This window comes from Aeromonas sp. 600774, assembly GCF_049175075.1.
GTDB lineage: Bacteria > Pseudomonadota > Gammaproteobacteria > Enterobacterales > Aeromonadaceae > Aeromonas > Aeromonas veronii_A.
This window is the reverse complement of record NZ_JAAKUJ010000002.1, coordinates 1-21,100: the sequence shown is the minus strand read 5'-3', so window position 1 is coordinate 21,100 and position 21,100 is coordinate 1. Positions and strand designations below refer to the sequence as shown.

The following is a 21,100-nucleotide window of genomic DNA, read 5'->3' as shown; positions in this document are numbered from 1 at the left end:
GCGAGGAGCCCTCATGTCTGCGCCCGAAAAACATCAGCTGGAATTCAACGGCCAACTCATCGAGACCGATGCCAAGGGCTACCTGCTCAACAGCAACGACTGGAGCGAGGAGCTGGCGCTGGTACTGGCTGCGCAGGAGGGGATCACGCTTGAGGAGCCGCACTGGGAAGTGGTGCGCTTTGTGCGCGCCTTCTATCTGGAGTTCAACACCTCCCCCGCCATCCGCGCGCTGGTCAAGGCGATGGAGAAGCAGTACGGCCCCGAGAAGGGCAACAGCCGCTACCTCTACAAGCTGTTCCCGGAAGGGCCCGCCAAGCAGGCGACCAAGATTGGCGGCCTGCCCAAGCCGGTAAAGTGCATCTGATCCCATGCATCTCATCCCATAACAACGGGGGCCGAAACTGCGGCCCCCGTTGTTTTTCATGCGTCTTTCTCACGCACCGCGCATTCATGCCACGCGCACTTCCAGCCAGCCTTATCCCCGCTTGTCAGCCAGCACGACCAGCTGCTCCGCCAGCCGGTGACCGTGCAGGTAGGAGGCGATCAGCTCGCTATCCGCCTTGCCGATTTCAACCTGCTGATACCAGTGCTCCAGCATGGCGGCAAAGCCGCGCTGGGCCAGCACCGGCTGCCAGTCGCTGGGGCTAAGCATCTCGGCCTGCTTATCGCGGGCGATGATGCCGCGAGTGCAGTTCTCAAGGTGCAGGGAGAGGTTGTCGCCGTAGGCATCGATGCGCTCCTCGGTGATCCCGGCGCTGCGGTTCATGCTGCCGCTGATGGCACGATCGCCGCTCTGCCAGCTGACGCTTACCCCGGCCAGCAAGCTGTTGTCCTGCGCACAGGGGCGCAATACCGCATGAACGTCGCCGCCCGGCACGGCGCCATAGAAGCAGAGGCTGTCGAGCACATGGATAAAGTCGTCGAACAGAAAATCCCGCGCCTTGCCCGGCAGAGCGAAGCGGTGTTTTTGCCAGTTAAGCTCAGTGAGCGGCTGGGCACGGGCAGCATCCATGGCGGGCAGATAGCGGCGGTTGAAACCGGTAAAGAGGGCGCAGTCTTGCGCGATGGCGAGGTTGGCCAGTCCCTCGGCCTCGGCCAGATTGTCGCACAGGGGCTTGTCGACAAAGGTGGGGATCCCTGCGCGCAGGCACTGCTCGGCCAGCTCGCGGTGAACGGCGGTAGCGGCGTGGATCATCACGGCGTCGGGACGGCTGGCCAGCAGGGCCGCCACATCGGTAAAGCACTCGGCGACCCGATACTGGCGGGCCAGCTTCTCCAGCACCGATGGACTCCGGGTGCAGAGCAGCGGGGTGATCCGCTCGTCGCTCGCCAGCAGCGGCAGATAGGCTTTCTGGGCGATATCCCCCAGACCAATCATGGCAATGCGCATCTCAACTCCTTTTCACTCGATAACGGGACAAGCGGATAACTGCCCGCACCATCGCAGGATTTGTCCCGCAGATCCAGCCTGCCGTTAGCAAACTGGCTGGCGTGCGCAGCTCTGTGCAAACGGCGACGTTATTTAGGCATGGCAAGATCGCAGACCGACTTGATCACCTCGGCCAGCCACTCGATGGCGAGATTGCCCTGACTTTTGCGGTGTCTGCCAACCACCACCTCGAACTGCTGCGGCGCCCCGGCCAGCTCCAGCATGCGAAAATCGCCGAGGGTGGCGATGGCCGACGGAATGCAGGCCGCCACGTCATTGACCGACATAAAGGCTTGCAGCGAGGTGTAAGAGAATCAAATTGGGACACCCACCTTTTGGAGCAAGCCACTATTAGGCTACTTGCAGGCCCAATAAGGGGTGTGTATCCGAGCTGATGCCTGCAAAAGTAGGCTGGTGGGAGAGATTGTCAGGTTTAGAAAGCAACAGCCCCTGCACAGCCATTTATTGGACTATGTGCAATACCCGGAGCTATCAGCAGGGTGGATGCAAAGCTATCACAGCCTTGGTTGATGGCATCGTCGCTGGCCACAGTGGCGGGCAAACTGCTGACATTGATATCTGTCTCCCACCACTCTGATCCCTTGTCGCCTGAACAGCGTCACCTGCTTCAACCAGCGAACAGCATCGAGTCCCAATCGTTCCAGAATGGGTCCAAATTGGGCCGGAATATGACCCCGCTTGTCGGGCCGAATAGCACGACCAGTCCAATCAACCAGCATCAGGTAGTCGCTGAAGGCATAAGGCAGCTCTTCAGGCTTACCCTGGCGGGCAAACGGCAGCAAAAGTGGTGGCAAAACCTCAGTAGTAGCAGGCGCGTCAAGGCGCTGTTTGATACTGGTGTATTCACTCTGCTCTGGCCGATCGGTCAACGCAGCTCGTATCGGATTGAGGTCAACATACGCCATACAGGCCAACAAGGCGGATTCGGTGAGCAAAGCCTGACTCTTGAAGCGCCCCTCCCAGAAATGGCCCTTGCAACCATCTTCCTGATTGGCCTGACGGGCCAGATTTTCATTGAGTAGCCGAATAAACCAACTTATGGAGTGAAGCCGCTCCCGCCATTGGGCCAGCAATTGCTGCACGACAGCCAGCTCAGGCTCGATCAACATCTCCCCCTGATACCAGCGCCTGACCAAATGCGGCCACTGGAATAGCGCCGCCCAGCGCTCAGCCACCTCCCGCTCACTCCAGTTGGCTGCGGTATCGGGCTCCACCTTGAGCACCAGATGATAATGATTGCTCATCACCGCATAAGCACAAATGCCAATTGCAAACAGCCGCGATAGTTGCCCCAACTTGTCGACCACCCACTGACGCCGATGCTCATAACTCTGGCCAGAATGGGCATCGTCACCACACAGAAAGGCTCGCCGCACACAGCGGCTGACCACATGGTAGTAAGGCGTATCCTGCAAGCTGATTTGACGTGAACGGGCAATGGTCATGGCACATCCCTCAACGGTGACCTCTTAAGTCAAGAACAGCCCTACGCCACTGTCAAAAAGGTGGGTGTCCCGAAAAAATGCCTTGCCCACGCCGAAGCCATTATCCCCCTCGCCGCCCTGATGAAGCTGAAAGGGAGCCGTCAGGGGGCCAGCCCGGATCAGCTGTTCAGCCAGCAGAACAACGAGTGGCGAGGCGGCTGGGTCTCCCCCTATACCGCCAATATTCAGTGGGATATCTACCAGAACGGGCAGCGGCAGGTGCTGGTCAAGATGCTCTACAACGAAAAGGAGATCGCCTTTAAAACCGGCTGCCAGCCCTACCAAAGCGGCAGCCACTACTACGACTTCGAGGAGCTCAAGCGCTGCTACGGCTATAACGGCTAACCCCTAGCGCGCCGGATATGGCAATCACAAGGGGCGACCAGCGGGTCGCCCTAATTCACTCCCCTTCCCTGCCAGCCAAAGCGGGATATGGCTATAAAGCCGCCTTCCGGCTCCATTTGCTGATCAAGCTCAAAAAACGATTAATTTCTGATAGTTAGGTCACTTTAAGTCTCGCCTCGGCAGTTTCGTTTGGCTTACCATGGTCATTCAGAACCTGTTGAGCTGCGATGGGTTGCTGCCAACGCAGGTCAATGGAGCATATTGGAAGCTGTAATCCACGGGCGGTAGCGTGGGATTTTTACTTCGTAACCAATTGCTAAAGTCGGTACACCCATATATGCACAAAATACCATTAGTGACTCACTAAAAACTTTATATATTGGAATAAACGTATGTATATAAGCTCAATTGGACCGATGGATGGTGATAAATGGGAGTCATTGATTCAAGCTGTATTTAAAAGAAAATATGATACCTATCAAGAAATGCTCGCCTCTCCAGGTGATTTTGGTATAGAAGGTTTCGTATTAGCTGAAGGTATTGCTATACAATGTTACTGCCCAGACAAGCAATATGATACAGCAACTCTATATGATAAACAGCGTGACAAGATCACCACCGACCTAAACAAACTGGAATTATATGAGAAAGCAATAATTGCAAGAATTGGATGTTCAAAAATAAAAAAATGGATTTTCATAACTCCAGAAATATCTAAAAACGATTTACTTGCCCACGCTAGAACGAAAGAGATTGAGATGAGAAATAAAAACCTCACTCTTCTTGATAATACATTCACTGTGTTGATACATGATATTGGGTTTTACATTTTAGACATTAGAAATATACAACTTGCTCAAGATATAAAGATTCAATTCGCCACTAATAACACCTCACAACTAGGTGATCCTAAAAACACGACCGAATACGATAAAAACATATATGACAAAAACAAAATCCGTAGCATTAAAAAAATGGAATATAATAAAGATACACACCTGAAATTAAATGAAATAACGAAAAGGAATTATTTTGATGGATACTCAATACTTAGAAGCATATACAATCAAACTCCTGAGCTTCATGAGAAAATATTAAGAATAATTAACACGTTCGAGGATTATGTCGAAGAAAACTCAGCCACATGGGAAGATAGTCCTAGAGAATTGATTACTCACATCCAAGATAAGCTCACTGAAAAACTTCGACAAGACCCTTCTATAAGCGCTATTGACAGTAATGATCTAACAAATATAGTCAATCATATGACAGCAAGATGGATCGCTGAATGCCCAATGAGAATAACTGAATGAGCAAAGTTAATTTCCAAAGAAGGAAAGCCTCAGTAATACCGGAGCTTAGACCTTTATATAAAATATCAAAAATTTTATTGATATTAAATTGTTGTTGCATTGGAAAAAAATCTAGCCTATTGAAACTTCATTTATTTAATTGGGCGATGTTAGATATGAAACGCTTAGATATGTTAAATATCTCGGCAATTCAAGGTGATTTAATTATAGGTATATGGGGTATTGATCCCTCTTTAAATATGGCAATAGAATTTGCAATATCAGAATCGTTAGTTGAAAAGCTATCTAATGGCGCATATAAACTATCAAAAAAGGGGGAATATTTCCTCTATCAGAGTGACTCAAAAGCACTATTTGAAGATGAATATCCAAAGCTACTTCAAATAGGGAACAAGATAACAGAAAAAATGGTTAATGCGGCAGCAAAAAGGTGGTGTAATGAAGTTTAAAAAACTATTGGTAAAGATCACCACAGAACATGATAAACACTTTGGTTATCATTTCAGTTTTTCCAGTGGCCTTAATATTATTCGAGGGGATAACTCCTCGGGTAAAAGTACTTTTGTTAACTCCTTAATTTATGCTCTTGGTATGGAGGAAATTATAGGAGCTAAGGGCCCTACAGCCCTACCTTATGCATTAAAAGATAAATTTGAATATGATGGTGTTGAAATATCTGTATTTGAGTCTGCCATATACTTAGAAATCGAGAACGACGAAAATAGAATAATAACACTGAAACGATATATAAAATCAAAAGATACTGATACGAAATTGATTCAAATAATTGAAGGTCCGTATCTTTCTAAAAAAGACAGCCAAAATTCATATAAAAATCATTTTACATTTGTTCATGACCCTGGCTCAGCACAAGATCCGGAAAGAGGATTCTATGCTTATTTAGAGCGTTTTATGAAACTATCTTTACCTGAAATTTCAGATAACAAAGGGAAAGGTGCAAAACTGTATCTACAGTCTGTTTTCTCCGCATTAATCATTGAGCAAAAAAGAGGGTGGACAGACTACATAGCTAACATTCCATATTATGGAATATCAGGCATGAGAGAAAAAGTGGCAAGTTTTCTACTTGATCTTGATACATTCAGAAACAATAAAAGACTAAGTGAATTATTAACATCAAGAGATAGGCTTTTCGCTCAATGGTCATCTAATATTACAGATATGAAATTAACGACCGAGTATAAGGGCATTGCATTTAGTGGTATCCCCAAAAACCCGGTTAATGACTTTGACTCCACACTTGTTAACATAGGCGAATGGGATAAATCTGAAATAAAAGATATTAGAAAGGTAAAAGAAGAGCTTCTTTCACAGTGGAATGAGATAAATAAAAAACCAGTAGAAGATGACTCATTACCAAATGAATCAGCTGCTGACATTTTGATATTGCAAAATAATATTGATGAGCTACTTATAGCCCTAAGCATGTGCAGTAGCCAAATTAAAATCAGTGAATCACAACTCATTCAATATAAAGAAAATCTAATCGATATTGAAAAAGATCTAAAAGCAAACAAACTAACATCTAAAATTATCAAGTTTGGAGCACAGCAGAGTAATCTAAGCATTGCCAAAGGCAAATGTCATACATGTATGCAGCCTGTCGATGACATTCTAATGCCACCAGATAGTCTGTCTATGCCCATGACTATAGATGAAAACATAGTTCATTTAGAAAACCAAAAAAACATGATTAAATCAATTTCAGCAGGGCTGGAAAAAGAGATCATGGCAAACAAAGAACAACTGATTACAATCACAAGAAAAATAACAGAACAAAAACAAATTCTAATTTCTCTAAAAAGAGATATGAAATCAACAAATCAAATAAAAGAAGCAGACATAAGAAAGAAAATAATAATAGAAAACAGAGTTAGCGAATTAGAACATGCAGAAAATGAAGTGGAAAAACTGGTAAGCAATTTCAATAAACTATCTGAAAGATATAAAAAAATACAAAAAGAAATCGCGCAACTATCAACTTACACACTCTCATTTTCAGACAAGAAAAAAGTCGATTTTTTAGAAAAAACATTTAAAGAACTAGCACAGAGCTTTGGTTATAGAAGCGCAAATATTAATGAAGTCAAAATTGAGCCTTCTACACTATTACCATATTTAATGGGAATTGAGCTACGTGAAAACATTGATACTCCAACTGAAAGGAAGCGCAACACTGCTGATATAAAATCAGATTCATCAGCAAGTGATTTTGTCAGACTAATATGGTCATACTTAATATCGATATACAAAACATCAGATACATATAATGGAAACCATCCAAGATTTATTATCTTCGATGAACCTGCGCAACATTCTATGGGCGTAAAAAGTATGAACAAATTGCTTATGGCATTATCTTCCACACTCAATTTGCAAAGTATTGTCTCTGCATCATTTGATGAAAGTGATGAAAACTACAAAGAATCCACTGAAGGCCTGACTGCATTTAACGTTGATATTTTACCAAGAAAACTAATAGGCCCATTATAAATAAAAAGGCGACCATCCGGTCGCCTTTTTATTTTCTATCGCTTTTCAGTCAGGAAAACTTACCTAGCCGGTCGCTTGGCACCATTTCCTTTGGCCGCTGGCTTGCCGCCTTGAGCTGCGGGTTTGGCACCTGGCTTGGAGGAACCTGCGCGGGTCGGGGTTTTCCCCTTATGGGCGGGTTTTCCGGCAGGTTTGCTCTTACCCGCATTCTGGCCAGCATGCTTGCCTTCACCCTGTGCGGCCGGTTTGCCATTAGCCGCCCCTTTTTGCAGTTGGGAGCCCACCGGCTTGTTGCCTGTGCCATTGCCACGCTGGTGACTGATGTTGCTATGGCGAGTCAGGGCCGGTTTCATCCCCTTGCCGCTGGCGGCGCGCTCGTTGCGCCCTTCCGCAGGCACCAGACAGCCGGGGCCACTGCCAATCAGGTGGCCCTTGCCCATGGCGAGCAGGGCTTCGCGGATCATCGGCCAGCCAGCGGGGTCGTGGTAGCGCAGCAGCGCCTTGTGCAGGCGGCGACGGCGCTCGCCCTTGGCGACGAAGACATCGCCACCGGTACGGCTCACCTTGTTTAACGGGTTTTTCTCCGTGTAATACATGGTGGTGGCATTGGCGAGCGGCGACGGGTAGAAGTTCTGCACCTGATCGAGCTTGAAGCGGTTCTCTTTGACCCAGAGCGCCAGATTGATCATGTCTTCATCCGTGGTGCCCGGGTGGGCGGAGATAAAGTAGGGGATCAGGTACTGCTGCTTGCCCGCCTCTTTGGAGTATTTGTCGAACAGCTCCTTGAACTGGTAGTAGCTGCCCATGCCCGGCTTCATCATCTTGGAGAGCGGCCCCTCCTCGGTGTGTTCCGGTGCGATCTTGAGGTAGCCGCCGACGTGGTACTTGGCCAACTCCTTGATATAGCGGGGATCTTCGACCGCGATGTCGTAACGCACGCCGGAGGCGATGAGGATCTTCTTGATCCCCTTGAGGTCGCGCGCCTTGCGATAGAGGTTGATGGTCGGGCTGTGGTCGGTGTCCATGTGCGGGCAGATGGTGGGCCAGACACAGGAGGCGCGACGGCAGGTCTGCTCGGCCTTGGGGCTCTTGCAGCGCAGCTTGTACATGTTGGCGGTGGGGCCGCCGAGATCCGAGATGACGCCGGTAAAGCCCGGCACCTTGTCGCGGATATCTTCGATTTCTTTGAGGATCGACTCTTCCGAGCGGCTCTGGATGATGCGCCCTTCGTGCTCGGTGATGGAGCAGAAGGAGCAGCCGCCAAAGCAGCCGCGCATGATGTTGACCGAGGTCTTGATCATCTCGAAGGCCGGGATCTTCTCGTTACCATAGGCCGGGTGCGGCACCCGCTGGTAGGGCAGGCCGAAGACGCCGTCCATCTCCTCGGTTTCGAGCGGGAAGGCGGGCGGGTTGACCCAGACGATGCGATCGCCGTGGGCCTGCGACAGGGCGCGGGCACAGCCGGGGTTGGTCTCGTGGTGCAGAATGCGCGAGGCGTGGGCGTAGAGCACCTTGTCCTCTTTCACCCGCTCGAACGCCGGCAGCTTCACATAGGTTTTTTCCCACGGCTTGGGTTTGGCCGGCTGCACCAGCACAGGCTGGGCCTCCTGCGCGGCAGGGGCCGCTTCAGTGGCGTCGTCCGAGCATGGGGCCCCTTCCATATAAGGGTTCATGATGGGATCGATGCGGCCAATCTGGTCGAGCTTGCTCGAATCCACCCCTTTCCAGCCCGGCAGCGGCTCCTTGCGGATGACGGCAGTGCCGCGAATATCCTGCATGGTGTCGATGCTCTCCCCCGCCGCAATACGGTGGGCCACTTCCACCAGCGGCCGCTCGGCGTTGCCGTAGATGAGGATATCGGCCTTGGCATCGAGCAGGATGGAGCGGCGGATGGTCTCGGACCAGTAGTCGTAGTGGGCGATACGGCGCAGGGATGCCTCGATGCCGCCGATAACGACCGGCACCTCCTTGAAGGCCTCCTTGCAGCGCTGGGTATAGACCAGGGTGGCGCGATCCGGCCGCTTGCCGCCCACATCCCCCGGGGTGTAGGCGTCGTCGTGGCGCAGCTTTTTGTCGGAGGTGTAGCGGTTGATCATGGAGTCCATGTTGCCCGCGGTGACCCCGAAGAAGAGGTTCGGTTTGCCCAGACGCATAAAGTCATCCTTGGATGACCAGTCCGGCTGGGCGATGATGCCGACCCGAAAGCCCTGCGCTTCCAGCATCCGGCCGATGACCGCCATGCCGAAGCTCGGGTGATCCACATAGGCATCCCCCGTCACCAGAATGACATCGCAGCTGTCCCAACCCAGCTTGTCCATCTCTTTGCGGGACATGGGCAGGAAGGGCGCCGTGCCGTAGCACTCGGCCCAATAGCGGGGATAGGAGAAAAGGTTGGGTACCGGCTGCATTTTGAACACCTGGAAAAATTCGGGTCGCGCATTATACCGGTTGCGGCCAAGGGGAGCGATGGCTTTTTGTCCCCAGCATTCGCGCGGGAAAAGGCGCTTTGCCATCCAACACCCGCATCACGCCACCACAAACAAGCACGCCCGCAGGATGAGTGCGGGCGATCTTTGACTGCAACTGCCGCACGGTGAGCCGGGCCAATGCGGGGGGCTCACCGCCTGAATGGTTACTGACTCAGATCCTTGTCGATCCAGTATTTGGAGCCGGAGATGTTGGCATCGAACAGCAATCCCTTCTCGCCGATTTGGTAGATGGCCATGCCACCGTTGTATTTGGCGGTCAGCTCGGCGCTCTCCTTGCCAGCTACCACACCCACTTCTGAGGTGGCCTCCCACCCCTGGGTCACGAAGGCATCGAATCTGGCCTTGTCTTCAAACAGGATCACCTGCTGATAGAACTTGCCACCGATACCGGCCGCCAGCCCCGCGCCAAACATCTTCATATAGGTGTGTTTGCCACTCTTGCGATTGATGGCCACCCCGGCGCCCTGATTGGTATGCAGCATCAGGGAGAACTTGCGCGAATCGAATACTGCGTAGCCATACGCCTTGTCAAACAGCAACTTGGCTGAAGGCTGTTCATTGAACAGGCGCACCAGTGCCGTGTCGGCCATGGTGTTGAGCGCCACCCGCGCCTCTTGCGGGGTTTTGGGCTCCAGCATCTCGTCGAGCTTCTTGTCGGCTACCTTCAGCCACTCCTTGCCGGTGGCGATGCTCTTGTCGGTCCAGACCCCGGCGGTGTTGAACGCCTCTTCACCCCAGGCAGAGATGGAGGCCCAGCTCTTTTTGGAGAAGTCGCTGACGTCCTGCCACACCTCCTTGCCCGTCTCACTCACGGCGGTGCCGAGATCGGCGGCGGCAGCCTTCAGTTTCTCCCAGTCGGCATGGCTGGGTGACACCACCAACGTCAGTGACAGGGCCAGCAACCAGTTACGCTTGTTCATTTTTTCACTCCCGTATTGTCGAGTGTCTGGGTTACCCTGCGATCCCCTACAACAGGCTACCCGGTGAAAACCACTCCCGCATTATCGGAAGGGGAATCCGGTTAAGCAATCATTGAGTCCTGTTTATCCCGCCACAGCCAGAAATAAAAAGGCTGCTCATCAGAGAGGAGCAGCCTTGTTGAACACTGTAAAACCGGACGGGCTTATTCGACCATCATCACCTTGCAGGTGTTGGTACTGCCGACGGTTTCCATCTTGTCACCGTGGGTCAGCAGTACCATGTCACCGCTTTGCAGCAGCCCCTTCTCCTTGAGCACGGCCAGCGCGTCGCGACACACTTCGTAGACCGGCTTGGTCTCGTCACCGTCGAACAGCACAGGGGTCACGCCACGGTAGAGGTTGGTCCAGGCCAGGGTCTTGTTGTGGGGAGACATGGCGAAGATCGGCAGACCGGAGCTGATACGGGACATCAGCAGCGGAGTGGTGCCCGATTCGGTCAGCGCCACGATCGCCTTGACCCCTTCCAGGTGGTTGGCTGCGTACATGGTGGACATGGCAACCGCCTCTTCCACCGAGGTGAAGGTGTAGCTCATGCGGTGATTGGAAACGTTCAGGCTCGGGTGCTTCTCGGCACCGACACAGACGCTCGCCATGGAGGTCACAGTCTCGATGGGGAACTGACCGGCGGCGGTTTCGGCAGAGAGCATCACCGCATCGGTACCATCCAGCACGGCGTTGGCCACGTCCATCACTTCGGCACGGGTCGGCAGCGGCGCGTTGATCATCGACTCCATCATCTGGGTCGCGGTGATCACCACCCGGTTCAGACGACGGGAGAAGCGGATCAGCTTCTTCTGTACGCCAACCAGCTCGGGGTCACCGATCTCGACGCCCAGATCGCCACGGGCGACCATCACGGCATCAGAGCCGAGGATGATATCTTCCATCGCTTCGTCGGTGGCGACAGTCTCGGCGCGCTCAACCTTGGCCACGATCTTGGCATTGGAGCCAGCTTCGCGAGCCAGTTCGCGGGCGTAACGCAGGTCATCACCGCAGCGCGGGAAGGAGACGGCCAGATAATCCACGTTCATCAGCGCGGCTGTCTTGATATCTTCCTTGTCTTTCTCGGTCAGGGCTGGCGCGGAGAGACCGCCCCCTTTCTTGTTGATGCCCTTGTTGTTGGAGAGCGGACCCGCCACTGTCACAGTGGTGTGGATGCGGGTGCCTTCCACGCTCTCGACTTTCAGTTGTACACGGCCATCGTCCAGCAACAGGATGTCACCCGGCACCACATCATTTGGCAGGCTCTTGTAGTCGATGCCGACCTGCTCCTGACAACCTTCACCCTTGCCCAGGGCTGCATCCAGCACGAACTTGTCACCGATGGCCAGATAGATCTTGCCGTCTTTGAAGGTGGATACACGGATTTTCGGGCCTTGCAGGTCACCCATGATGGCAACGTGGCGGCCGAGCTTGGCAGCAATGTCACGCACCTGATTGGCGCGCTGGATATGATCTTCAGGAGTGCCGTGAGAGAAGTTCATCCGCACCATGTCGGCGCCGGCGCGGATAATCCCTTCGAGGATCCCTTCGCGGTCGGTGGCCGGACCAAGTGTGGTTACAATCTTTGTACGTCTAGGCATGAAAGACTCCAATATGAAGTTGAGATAATTTGAGATTCTGCCCCATCAAGCCGATGGCTCGATGCACCCGCTTGCAAACCATCCGGGTGGTTTTTGTTATTAAGTTACAATACCACATCAAGACTACACCAAGGAGGGTGGCATAGACAGTCGGGGGCCAAAGCCCCCGACGATTCAGGAAGAGTGTGGTGTTTCAAAGCGGGATTCGCGCAATCCCTCTTTTACCTTCTTCAGGTTTTCACGAAATTTCATCCCCCGGCGCAGGGTAAATCCGGTTGCCAGCACATCCACCAGCGCCAGCTGCGCGATGCGGGAAGCCATCGGCATGTAGACATCGGTATCTTCCGGCACATCCATGGAGAGCACCAGGTTGCACTCGCGCGCCAGTGGGGAATCCTTGGCGGTCATGCCGATGACGGTGGCGTCGTTCTCGCGCGCCAGCGCGGCGATCTCGACCAGCGCCTTGGTGCGGCCGGTATGGGAGATCAGCACCACCACATCCCCTTCGCTGCTGTTGATGCAGCTCATGCGCATCATGACGATATCGTCAAAGCTCACCACCGGGATATTGAAGCGGAAGAACTTGTTCTGGGCATCGCGGGCAACGGCTGAGGAGGCGCCAAGACCAAAGAAGCTGATCTTCTTGGACTGGGTCAGGATATCGACACAGCGGTTGATGGCCGAGATATCCAGGCTGTTCTTGGCGGCATCCAGACAAGCCATGGTGGATTCGAAGATTTTGGCCGTGTAGGTATCGGGGCCGTCTTCTGCTTCCACATGACGATTGACGTAAGGAGTGCCATTGGCCAAGCTCTGGGCCAGATGGAGTTTGAAATCGGGGAAGCCTTTGGTATCGAGGCGACGGCAAAAACGGTTGACGGTCGGTTCACTGACGTCGGCCATTTTGGCCAGGGCGGCGATGCTGGAGTGGATGGCGGTCTGGGGAGACGCCAGGATCACCTCGGCAACCTTGCGTTCTGATTTACTGAAACTTTCCAGGTTGTTCGTAATTTTATCAAGGGTATTCATCATCACCACCAGACGTTTTTGTAATTTAGCTTCAGTGTCTTTGCACTAAATCTACGGCTAAGCAGGTTTCCAATCAAGCTGATGACTATACAAGACAAGCGGTTATCGCAACTAACGCCTGCCGTACAAAGTATGACTCATCTCTAATTATTTCGTACTTTTCGTTACAAAACGTCACCTCGCTGTGAAACCGCTTACAAATGTTGCAAAGCAACAACACTGTGAGCAGGCGCACGTTTGTATCGATCCGGCGGGTGAGTGAGCCTGAGCTCGGATAGAATGGGCCGTCATAATCCAACAATAATGTCGGGACACCACAGTCGTCCCCATCCTGTAACGAAGGAGTTGTTATGCAGCATACCCATGCGCTGGTCGGCGATGTCGGCGGTACCAATGCACGTCTGGCCCTGTGTGAGCTGGCCACCGGTACTATCTCTCAGGCAAAGACCTACTCAGGTCTGGCCCATCCCAGCCTTGAAGCCGTGGTTCGCCTCTATCTGGAGGAACACAAGGTCGAGGTGGCTGAAGCCTGCATCGCCATCGCCTGCCCCATCAATGGTGACTGGGTCGCCATGACCAACCACAGCTGGGAGTTCTCCATCAGCGAGATGCAGAGCAATCTCGGGCTGGCGCGCCTGCAAGTAATCAACGACTTTACCGCGGTCTCGATGGCGGTACCGGTATTGGCCGAATCGGATCGCATCCAGCTGGGCGGCGCCGCACCGGTGGCTGGCAAACCCATCGCCATCTATGGAGCGGGCACCGGCCTTGGGGTTGCGCATCTGGTCAAGGCGGGCGATCAGTGGTTGAGCCTGCCGGGCGAAGGGGGTCATGTGGATTTTGCCGCCAACACCGAAGAGGAAGATGCGGTGCTGCAGGTGATGCGTGGCGAACTGGGCCATGTCTCGGCCGAGCGTTTCTTATCCGGCCCGGGCCTGGTCAATCTCTATCGCGGGCTGGTGAAATCCGATGGTCGTGATCCGGAGCCGTTCGCTCCCAAAGACATCACCGAACGTGCGCTGGCGGGCGAGTGTCTGGATTGCCGTCGCACCCTGAGCCTGTTCTGCGTGCTGATGGGCCGCTTTGCCGGCAACCTGGCGCTCAATATGGGCACCTTTGGCGGCGTCTATATCGCAGGTGGGATAGTGCCGCGCTTCCAGGAGTTCTTCACCAGTTCCGGTTTCCGGGTTGCCTTTGAAGACAAGGGCCGTTTCAAATCCTACCTCAAGGATATTCCGGTATTCCTGATCACCCATGAAGGGCCTGGCCTGCTCGGTGCTGGCGCTTACCTGCGCCAGTCGATGGGGATTACCATCTGATTGGAAAGTGGAGTGAAGCTGGAACATCCGTGGTTCAGCATCGATTCAGTGTGGATGGCATATAGTAGCAGCACGTAACCAAGAGGGCCGCACTTCACAAGGAGTGGAAAGCGACTCTCATCCGCTGGATACGTTTGTCACCTGACAAGCCTGAACTGTTTCAACCGGCCTTCTGGCCGGTTTTTTTTATCTCTGAGATCGGACACTACTGGGCCAGCGCCTTCAACTGTGTCTTGTCGGGCGGGTTGTTCCAGTCGATGGGGCCATGGGTAAAGCGGTACTGCAACCGTGGCAAGCTGGTCTCCAGCCACTCTTCCCTAAAGTAGGCATACCCCTGATTCCAATCAGGATCATTGGCCCAACCGGTTTGCAGGAAGTAGAGGCGAGTGCCCTGCCCTTCCGGCACAAAGCGCAGACAAACCTGAGTCTTCTGCTGACGAATATGGGGCAGACTGGGCGGAAAATTCCAGCTAAAGCTGAGCAGATCATAGGGCATGACGGCCATGACCCTGCACCCTTCACTCCCCCGTTCACCCAGTGGAGCATCAGGCCTGAAGTAGATTTCGAAGGGGCCATTCGGTTCGGCGACCATCAAACACTCGGGAGCCAGAAAACTGCGCAGACCACTCTCTGTCGTCCAGGCGTGCCACACGTCATCGATATGAGCCGGAACAAAAATGTTGCCTTCAATCTGTTTATTGTCCATAAATCAACAATCCTCACGCCATCCATACAGGGGACTTCGGCAGTATAGCCCCATGACAAATGTAATGGACAGCCCTTAATCACACCCTTGTCATTTGCCCCAGATAACCTTGCCAGCGCGCAACAGGGAACAGTGACCGCCCTTGGGAGAGCATGATGATCAGGCGCATGGAAGAACGTGATATCACCCCGCTGGCCAAGCTGTTTTTACAAGGCCGCAGACAAACCTTTCACTGGGTAGACCCCTCCCTGTTTCACCTGGATGACTTTATCGAGCAGACCCGGGGAGAAGAGATATGGGTGGCAGAGCGAGGGGGGACTGTCTGTGGATTTATCGCCGTATGGCAACCCGAGCACTTTGTGCATCATTTGTACGTTGCGAGCGACTGGCATGGTCAGGGGATTGGGCGAGCGCTGCTCGAACATGGTCTGGCTGATAGTCCCTGCAAGGCATCACTCAAGGTGGCAACCCGCAATACGGCGGCCGTGGCCTTCTATCATCGGCTTGGCTGGCAGCATGGCAACGAGACCGGGTATTGCGAGATCACAGGCCCCTGGTGCAAGCTGTGTCGTGAGTAGACAACCGCACTCCAGACTGTCATACATGGTCTCGGAAAGGGAAAATATCGATCCGGGATTGCATGGCAGAAAATGAGAACACCACGACCACCCGTTGCGCGCGTGATCGCGACCACCGCTCGCACCGAGGATCCCCCCAGGGCGTACGTGCTCTCTAGACTCGAAACAGCTTGAGGAGGGTATCGAGCTGACCGGAGAGCTGGCGCAAATCGCTGCTGGCTTCAGCCACTTGCACCACCCTGGCCGCGCTCTCGCTATTAAGGGTGGCAATCCGGTTCACGCTATGGCTCACCGCCTCCGCTACAGAATGTTGCTCTTCCGAGGCTTGGGCAATATACATGTTCATCTCGCGGATCAAACTGACCTGGTTTTTTATCTTCTCCACCGATATCTGTACATCAGCTGCTTCGGCTCCCGCACGAGAGGCCTGCTCCTGGCTCAGCAGCATCCCGGCACCAACATTCTGGGTCGCTTGTTGCAGCCGTTTGATGCTGGCACTGATCTCTTCGGTCGACTGACGGGTACGACCTGACAAGGTTCGCACTTCATCGGCCACCACCGCAAAACCGCGCCCCTGATCCCCAGCCCTCGCAGCCTCGATGGCGGCATTGAGCGCCAGCAGATTGGTCTGCTCGGCAATACCATTGATCACTTCGATAATATTGCCAATGCTGCTACTCTCGGTAGAAAGGGAACGCATCAGCCCCGCCACCCGTTCCACCTCTCCCACCAGCTGGCGAATCGCCTGATTGGCATGACCGGCCAGATTGTAGCCCTGCTCGACATAAAGGTTGGCCTCATCGGTCGCCGTAGCAGTCTTCACTGCATTACCTGCCACCTCCTGTACCGCCTGACTCATCTCGGTAATGGCAGTCGCGACCTGATCCAGTTCCTGTTGCTGGGCATCACTGGCGCCCCGAGTATCCGCCGCAAGGGTGTCACAACGTTCGGCGGTCTGCAGCACGCCGGCAGAGAGCTCGTTGATCTCCGCCACCATCTCCTGCAACTTGGCAATAAAGTGGTTGATGTTGGTGGCCAACGCGCCCATCTCATCCTGACGGCTAATCTTCAGACGCCGGGTCAGATCCCCCTCTCCTTTGGCCAGATCGAACACCGCCTGATTCATCTGATGAAGTGGTCTCAGCACATTGCGATGAATCAGCACCATCAGCAGCGCAATGATGCAGAGATCGAGCACAAGGATCTGCCAGACGGTAGTGATCAACTGCTGGCGCAGTTGGGCCTGAATGGCAGCATCACTGGTTTGCACCAGCAATCGGGCCACGGTGTTTTTCTGGCCGCTGTCGTCATAGACCAGGTCATATCCCCCATAGGCAGCGGTATCGGCAGGCATGGCTGTCACAGGGGCAATGCTCCCCGCCGAGTCACGGGCAAACCCGGCCACCAGCTTGTCCTTGTTGACCACCAGCAAAGCACTCAGGATATCGGCCGCCAGCTCGGACTTGAGCGATGCCTCGATGAAGGCCGATTCATAATTCCACAGCGGGCCGGGCAGGGAGAGCTGTAGCCGGCCGATGGCCTGCTCGACCAGCGCACTCTGTTTGCTGTAGCTCTCCGCCCTGACCGCGTTGTAGTTGTAAGCGCCAAACAACACCAGTAGCAGACTCACCGACAGGGAGGTCAACACGGCAATCCTGAACGTCAGACTTTTCCAATCCATGGTTTCCTCCCGGTTTTACGGCAGCCGGCACAGTGCCATTCAGCGGCACTTGCTATTGGTACTGTTACTGGTACTTGGCATTGATCTTGTCGATGGTGCCATCCGCCTTCATGGCAGCGAGGATCTCGTTGAGCTTGGTGATGAGCTCATCGGGCGTATCCTTGTTAAACGCCAAGCTCATCTGGGTTTCCTTGAACACGAAGACCGGCTTTGGTGAAGCTACTTTCTCCTTGCTGGCCAGATAAGGCGCCAGATACTGGCCGGTTGCCCAAAGATCGATGCGGCCCGCCTCCAGTTTTTTCACGTTGGCGGTATCGTTGGCAGCCAGCTGCAACTTGGCAAATCCCTGTGCCTTGAGATACTCGGCGGCCGCATCGCCGTTATAGCCACCCACCGAATACTGCTTGGCATCTTCCAGCGACTTGACCGTGATATTGGCGGTCGAACTGGAGAAAAACACCCAGTTGTTATTGACCAGCGGCCCTACCCACTTGAACAGTGCTTCCCGCTCCGGAGTGCGGGTCGTGGAGTAGAGGGCGGTATTGGGGGTGCCGAGGGTATCTTCGTACGCCCGTTTCCAGGGCATCAGGGTCAGCTTGTATTCGACCCCGGCACGCTTGAACAGCTCTTCGACCACCTCGGTCGACAGCCCGACAATCTTGCCCCCCTCCCCCTGCATGTTGAATGGCGGGTAATCCTCGGTCATCACGTTCAGTGGCGCAGCCTGAACCGCGCTTATCGCCATCATGGAAGAGACTGAAAAAATTGCACTTTTCCACAGCAGTTGATAGTTCATTGCAACCTCGCTTTGCTTGCCATTCATCCCTGAACATCCGCCGTTACCGATGGCGGTGCACGTCTGACCCGCTGGGGTCATGCCGGCTTTCACGGCTCGCCGCCCACCCATGTGCAGCAGCAAACAGATCCGGATTTTGCCTGTGCGCAACGAAACGCAACCGGCGAGGGAGGCTCACAACAAATCGAGGTGGAAACATGCTAGGGCAGCATAAGGGGAGTGCGGAGTGGGGCGGATAAGCCTCTGCCATACAACAGCGCCGTGGCAAAGAAAAAGCGCATCGTTTTACGACAGAGGTCTGGGAGAGAAATGATAGAAAACGCCAACATCCATTTTCCCATACTGCTCGAGGAGACCTCAGAGCCAAACCTGTCCTTTAGCTAAGGTCACGAAAAGAGATACGTCAAATGAGAATGCTAACCCCCTCATCTGCTTCCAGATTAGATTCCAGATAAGCACCGCCGAGCCACAAAGTGGCGCGAGATACCCGAAAAACAGAAGGCCACCGCGAGGTGGCCTTCTCCAAATCAACAATAAACGTCTGGTGAAACTCAGTCCTTGGCCGCGTCCATCACACCCTCTTCGGAGTGCGCAGGCAGGATCAGGTTGAGCAGGATGGCGGCAACAGAGGCCAGGCCAACACCGGCCAGCGCGAAGTCGCCAATCTTCATCTCCAGCGCACCGACACCGACGGTCAGAGTCACGGCGACGATGGCGATATTGCGTGACAGTCCCAGATCCACCTTGGATTCCACCAGCGTCTTGAGACCGATGGCAGCGATGGATCCGAACAGCAGCAGCATGATACCGCCCATCACCGGCATGGGGATGGAGGTAAGCAGCGCATTGAACTTGCCGAAGAAGGCCAGAATGATGGCAAACACCGCAGCCCATGTCATGGTGACCGGATTGAAGTTGCGAGTGATCATCACGGCACCGGTCACTTCGGCGTAGGTGGTCACGGGTGGGCCACCGATGAAACCGGCGAAGCAGACGCCGATGCCGTCACCGGCCAGCGTACGGTGCAAACCCGGATCCTTGGTGTAATCCTTGCCAGTCACGCCACCAATCGCCAACACGCCACCGATATGCTCGATACAGGGGGCGATGGCTACCGGCAACATGAACAACGCAGCAGCCCAGTTGATCTCCGGGGTTTCGAAGTGGGGCAGCGCCAGCCAGGGGGCGTTCACCATGCCATCGAAACTCACCTGGCCCATGAAGACCGCCGAGAAATAACCGGCAATCACGCCGCACAGGATGGGGATCAGCTTGATCCACCCCTTGCAGAACACTGCTGCAATCAGGGTGACCGCCAGCGAGATACCGGCCAGTGTCAGCGCAGTTCCCGCAGGAACCACCTGCTCACTACCGGCGCGGCCCATCGCCATGTTGCAGGCAACCTGCGCCACAGAAAGACCGATCACCATGATCACCGGGCCAATCACCACCGGAGGCAGCAATTTGTGCACAAAGCCCATCCCTTTTGCCCGGATCAGCGCAGCCAGAATGAAATACATGAAACCGGCGGCAAACAGGCCAAACATGGTGGATGGCAATCCCCAGGTCTGGGTGGCGTAGATGATGGGGGCGATGAAGGCAAAGCTGGAACCGAGGAAAATCGGGACCTGGCGGCGGGTGCAGAGCTGGAACAACAGGGTGCCCACACCGGCGCCAAGCAGGGCCATGGAGGGGTTCAGTCCGGTGAGCAGGGGCACCAGAACCATGGCACCGAAGGCGACAAACAGGATTTGCAGCCCGGCGACACTTTGCTTGACTAAGGAAAACATGGATGTCCTTAATTTTTTGATAACTGACGGGGATATTTATCACTTTTCAGTTATCACAAGACTTTTCCAAGGCACGAAATGAACACAAATACGTCACTTGTTGCCTTTTACTGCTTGGGAAGGGCATGAAACTGGCTTTTTAGGCGGGATTCGTTGCTACAAGCATCGAGTATGTGATTTTACGCATTATTGTGACGAACGCCAATCGTTTTTCCATCATGTTTATTGTGTTCATGGTCAAAAATGCCGCCGCCAGGGGCGCGCTCTATAATGGATCCTGTGAATCAAGATGGACAAGGAGTCCCCATGTCACAGCCCCCATTCAAGGCCAGCCAGCGCAGATTGCTTATTGGCTCGGCCATCGCACTCGCCCTGTTTGCGAACCCGTTCAGTTATGATTTCGCCCAAAATGAGTGGCAAATGAATCAGGCCTATGCCAAGTCCTGCTTTATCGCCGGCACTCGCATCACGATGGCCGATGGTTCCACCCGCCCCATAGAGACGCTCCGGGTCGGTGAACAGGTGCTGGATCAGCACGGCGGCAGTAACCGGATCCTGGCGGTCGAACGGGTCATACTGGGCAAGCGCAGACTCTACGGGATCAATGATCTGCCCCCGTTCTTTACCGCTGAGCACCCTCTGCTGACCACTCGGGGCTGGGCAGCTATCTCACCGGCCATGACCCGAACCGAAAACCCGCAACTGGCGGTAGTGCCGCTATTTACCGGCATGCAGATAATGTGTCGCTCGGCACCTGTCATGGTGACGGGCAATCTGGCCCTGCAACCCCAGCCGGAATTACTGCTGGTTGAGTCACTCTGCTGGATCGAGGCATCTCCCACTACCGCACTCTTCAATCTGCTGCTCGATGGCAGCCACAGCTACATCGCCAATGAGCTGATCGTTCACAACAAAGATGGCGATGGTGGCAGTGGGGGCAGCAGTGGTGGAGGCAGCAACAGCGGCGGAGGCAGCAACAGCGGCGGAGGCAGCAACAGCGGCGGAGGCAGCAACAGCGGCGGAGGCAGCAACAGCGGCGGAGG

At 53.9% G+C, this 21,100-nt stretch carries 16 protein-coding genes and 3 pseudogenes; 8 read left to right on the top strand and 11 right to left on the bottom strand.

Annotated features, from left to right (window positions below; genetic code table 11):
* Positions 1–13: 13 nt before the first annotated feature.
* Complete coding sequence (locus G5171_RS03155; RefSeq protein WP_235463163.1) at positions 14–364, top strand: TusE/DsrC/DsvC family sulfur relay protein; 351 nt, start codon at positions 14–16, stop codon at positions 362–364.
* A gap of 111 nt (positions 365–475) precedes the next feature.
* Here G5171_RS03155 and G5171_RS03150 read toward each other — a convergent pair whose 3' ends face one another.
* From G5171_RS03150 to G5171_RS03140, 3 genes are all read right to left on the bottom strand, one after another.
* A complete protein-coding gene (locus G5171_RS03150) occupies positions 476–1,390 on the bottom strand; it encodes a Gfo/Idh/MocA family protein (protein ID WP_421259815.1) in 915 nt (304 codons plus the stop codon).
* Positions 1,391–1,518: 128 nt separating this feature from the next.
* Positions 1,519–1,716, bottom strand: a complete 198-nt coding sequence (locus G5171_RS03145; RefSeq protein ID WP_421231591.1) for a hypothetical protein — start codon at positions 1,714–1,716, stop codon at positions 1,519–1,521.
* Positions 1,717–1,944: 228 nt separating this feature from the next.
* Positions 1,945–2,895 (bottom strand): transposase, encoded by a 951-nt coding sequence (locus G5171_RS03140; protein ID WP_216953146.1) that lies wholly within the window; start codon positions 2,893–2,895, stop codon positions 1,945–1,947.
* Between the two features lie 84 nt (positions 2,896–2,979).
* Between G5171_RS03140 and G5171_RS03135 the strand changes: the two are divergent.
* From G5171_RS03135 to G5171_RS03120, 4 genes and pseudogenes are all read left to right on the top strand, one after another.
* A pseudogene (locus tag G5171_RS03135) lies at positions 2,980–3,279 on the top strand (histidine acid phosphatase); the annotation flags it as partial.
* 392 nt (positions 3,280–3,671) lie between these two features.
* Positions 3,672–4,592, top strand: coding sequence for a hypothetical protein (locus G5171_RS03130; protein WP_244775439.1), 921 nt, complete (start codon positions 3,672–3,674; stop codon positions 4,590–4,592).
* Entirely contained in the window at positions 4,589–5,041 is a 453-nt protein-coding gene (locus G5171_RS03125) for a hypothetical protein (protein WP_194496491.1), read from the top strand. Before G5171_RS03130 ends, G5171_RS03125 begins: the two co-directional genes overlap by 4 nt.
* The gene (locus tag G5171_RS03120) at positions 5,031–7,106 is read left to right on the top strand and encodes an AAA family ATPase (RefSeq protein WP_323940001.1); all 2,076 of its coding nucleotides are present in this window, start codon (positions 5,031–5,033) and stop codon (positions 7,104–7,106) included. The genes G5171_RS03125 and G5171_RS03120 overlap by 11 nt, the downstream gene beginning before the upstream one ends.
* Before the next feature lie 59 nt (positions 7,107–7,165).
* Here G5171_RS03120 and G5171_RS03115 read toward each other — a convergent pair whose 3' ends face one another.
* The 4 genes from G5171_RS03115 to G5171_RS03100 form a co-directional block, all read right to left on the bottom strand.
* On the bottom strand, positions 7,166–9,514 hold the full coding sequence (locus tag G5171_RS03115; protein ID WP_421259814.1) for a YgiQ family radical SAM protein: 2,349 nt from the start codon (positions 9,512–9,514) through the stop codon (positions 7,166–7,168).
* A 224-nt stretch (positions 9,515–9,738) separates the two neighbouring features.
* Entirely contained in the window at positions 9,739–10,515 is a 777-nt protein-coding gene (gene befA, locus G5171_RS03110; RefSeq protein ID WP_005347598.1) for a beta cell expansion factor BefA, read from the bottom strand.
* A 203-nt stretch (positions 10,516–10,718) separates the two neighbouring features.
* Complete coding sequence (gene pyk, locus G5171_RS03105) at positions 10,719–12,158, bottom strand: pyruvate kinase (protein WP_421259813.1); 1,440 nt, start codon at positions 12,156–12,158, stop codon at positions 10,719–10,721.
* Between the two features lie 174 nt (positions 12,159–12,332).
* On the bottom strand, positions 12,333–13,190 hold the full coding sequence (locus G5171_RS03100) for a MurR/RpiR family transcriptional regulator (protein WP_005347620.1): 858 nt from the start codon (positions 13,188–13,190) through the stop codon (positions 12,333–12,335).
* Positions 13,191–13,534: 344 nt separating this feature from the next.
* Between G5171_RS03100 and glk the strand changes: the two are divergent.
* A pseudogene (glk, locus tag G5171_RS03095) lies at positions 13,535–14,506 on the top strand (glucokinase); the annotation flags it as partial.
* A 205-nt stretch (positions 14,507–14,711) separates the two neighbouring features.
* Here glk and G5171_RS03090 read toward each other — a convergent pair.
* The gene (locus G5171_RS03090; protein WP_005347626.1) at positions 14,712–15,212 is read right to left on the bottom strand and encodes an SRPBCC family protein; all 501 of its coding nucleotides are present in this window, start codon (positions 15,210–15,212) and stop codon (positions 14,712–14,714) included.
* Positions 15,213–15,367: 155 nt separating this feature from the next.
* Here G5171_RS03090 and G5171_RS03085 point away from each other — a divergent pair, with 155 nt between their 5' ends.
* A complete protein-coding gene (locus G5171_RS03085) occupies positions 15,368–15,790 on the top strand; it encodes a GNAT family N-acetyltransferase (RefSeq protein WP_005347629.1) in 423 nt (140 codons plus the stop codon).
* A gap of 154 nt (positions 15,791–15,944) precedes the next feature.
* Here the strand turns inward: G5171_RS03085 and G5171_RS03080 are convergent, their stop codons facing one another.
* The 3 genes from G5171_RS03080 to G5171_RS03070 all read right to left on the bottom strand — a co-directional run bounded on the left by G5171_RS03080 (position 15,945) and on the right by G5171_RS03070 (position 20,057).
* On the bottom strand, positions 15,945–17,471 hold the full coding sequence (locus G5171_RS03080) for a methyl-accepting chemotaxis protein (protein ID WP_421259812.1): 1,527 nt from the start codon (positions 17,469–17,471) through the stop codon (positions 15,945–15,947).
* Between the two features lie 64 nt (positions 17,472–17,535).
* Complete coding sequence (locus tag G5171_RS03075; protein ID WP_005334783.1) at positions 17,536–18,267, bottom strand: substrate-binding periplasmic protein; 732 nt, start codon at positions 18,265–18,267, stop codon at positions 17,536–17,538.
* Positions 18,268–18,818: 551 nt separating this feature from the next.
* On the bottom strand, positions 18,819–20,057 hold the full coding sequence (locus tag G5171_RS03070; RefSeq protein ID WP_421259811.1) for a uracil-xanthine permease family protein: 1,239 nt from the start codon (positions 20,055–20,057) through the stop codon (positions 18,819–18,821).
* A 306-nt stretch (positions 20,058–20,363) separates the two neighbouring features.
* Between G5171_RS03070 and G5171_RS03065 the strand changes: the two are divergent.
* Positions 20,364–21,100: pseudogene (locus G5171_RS03065) on the top strand (hypothetical protein); the annotation flags it as partial.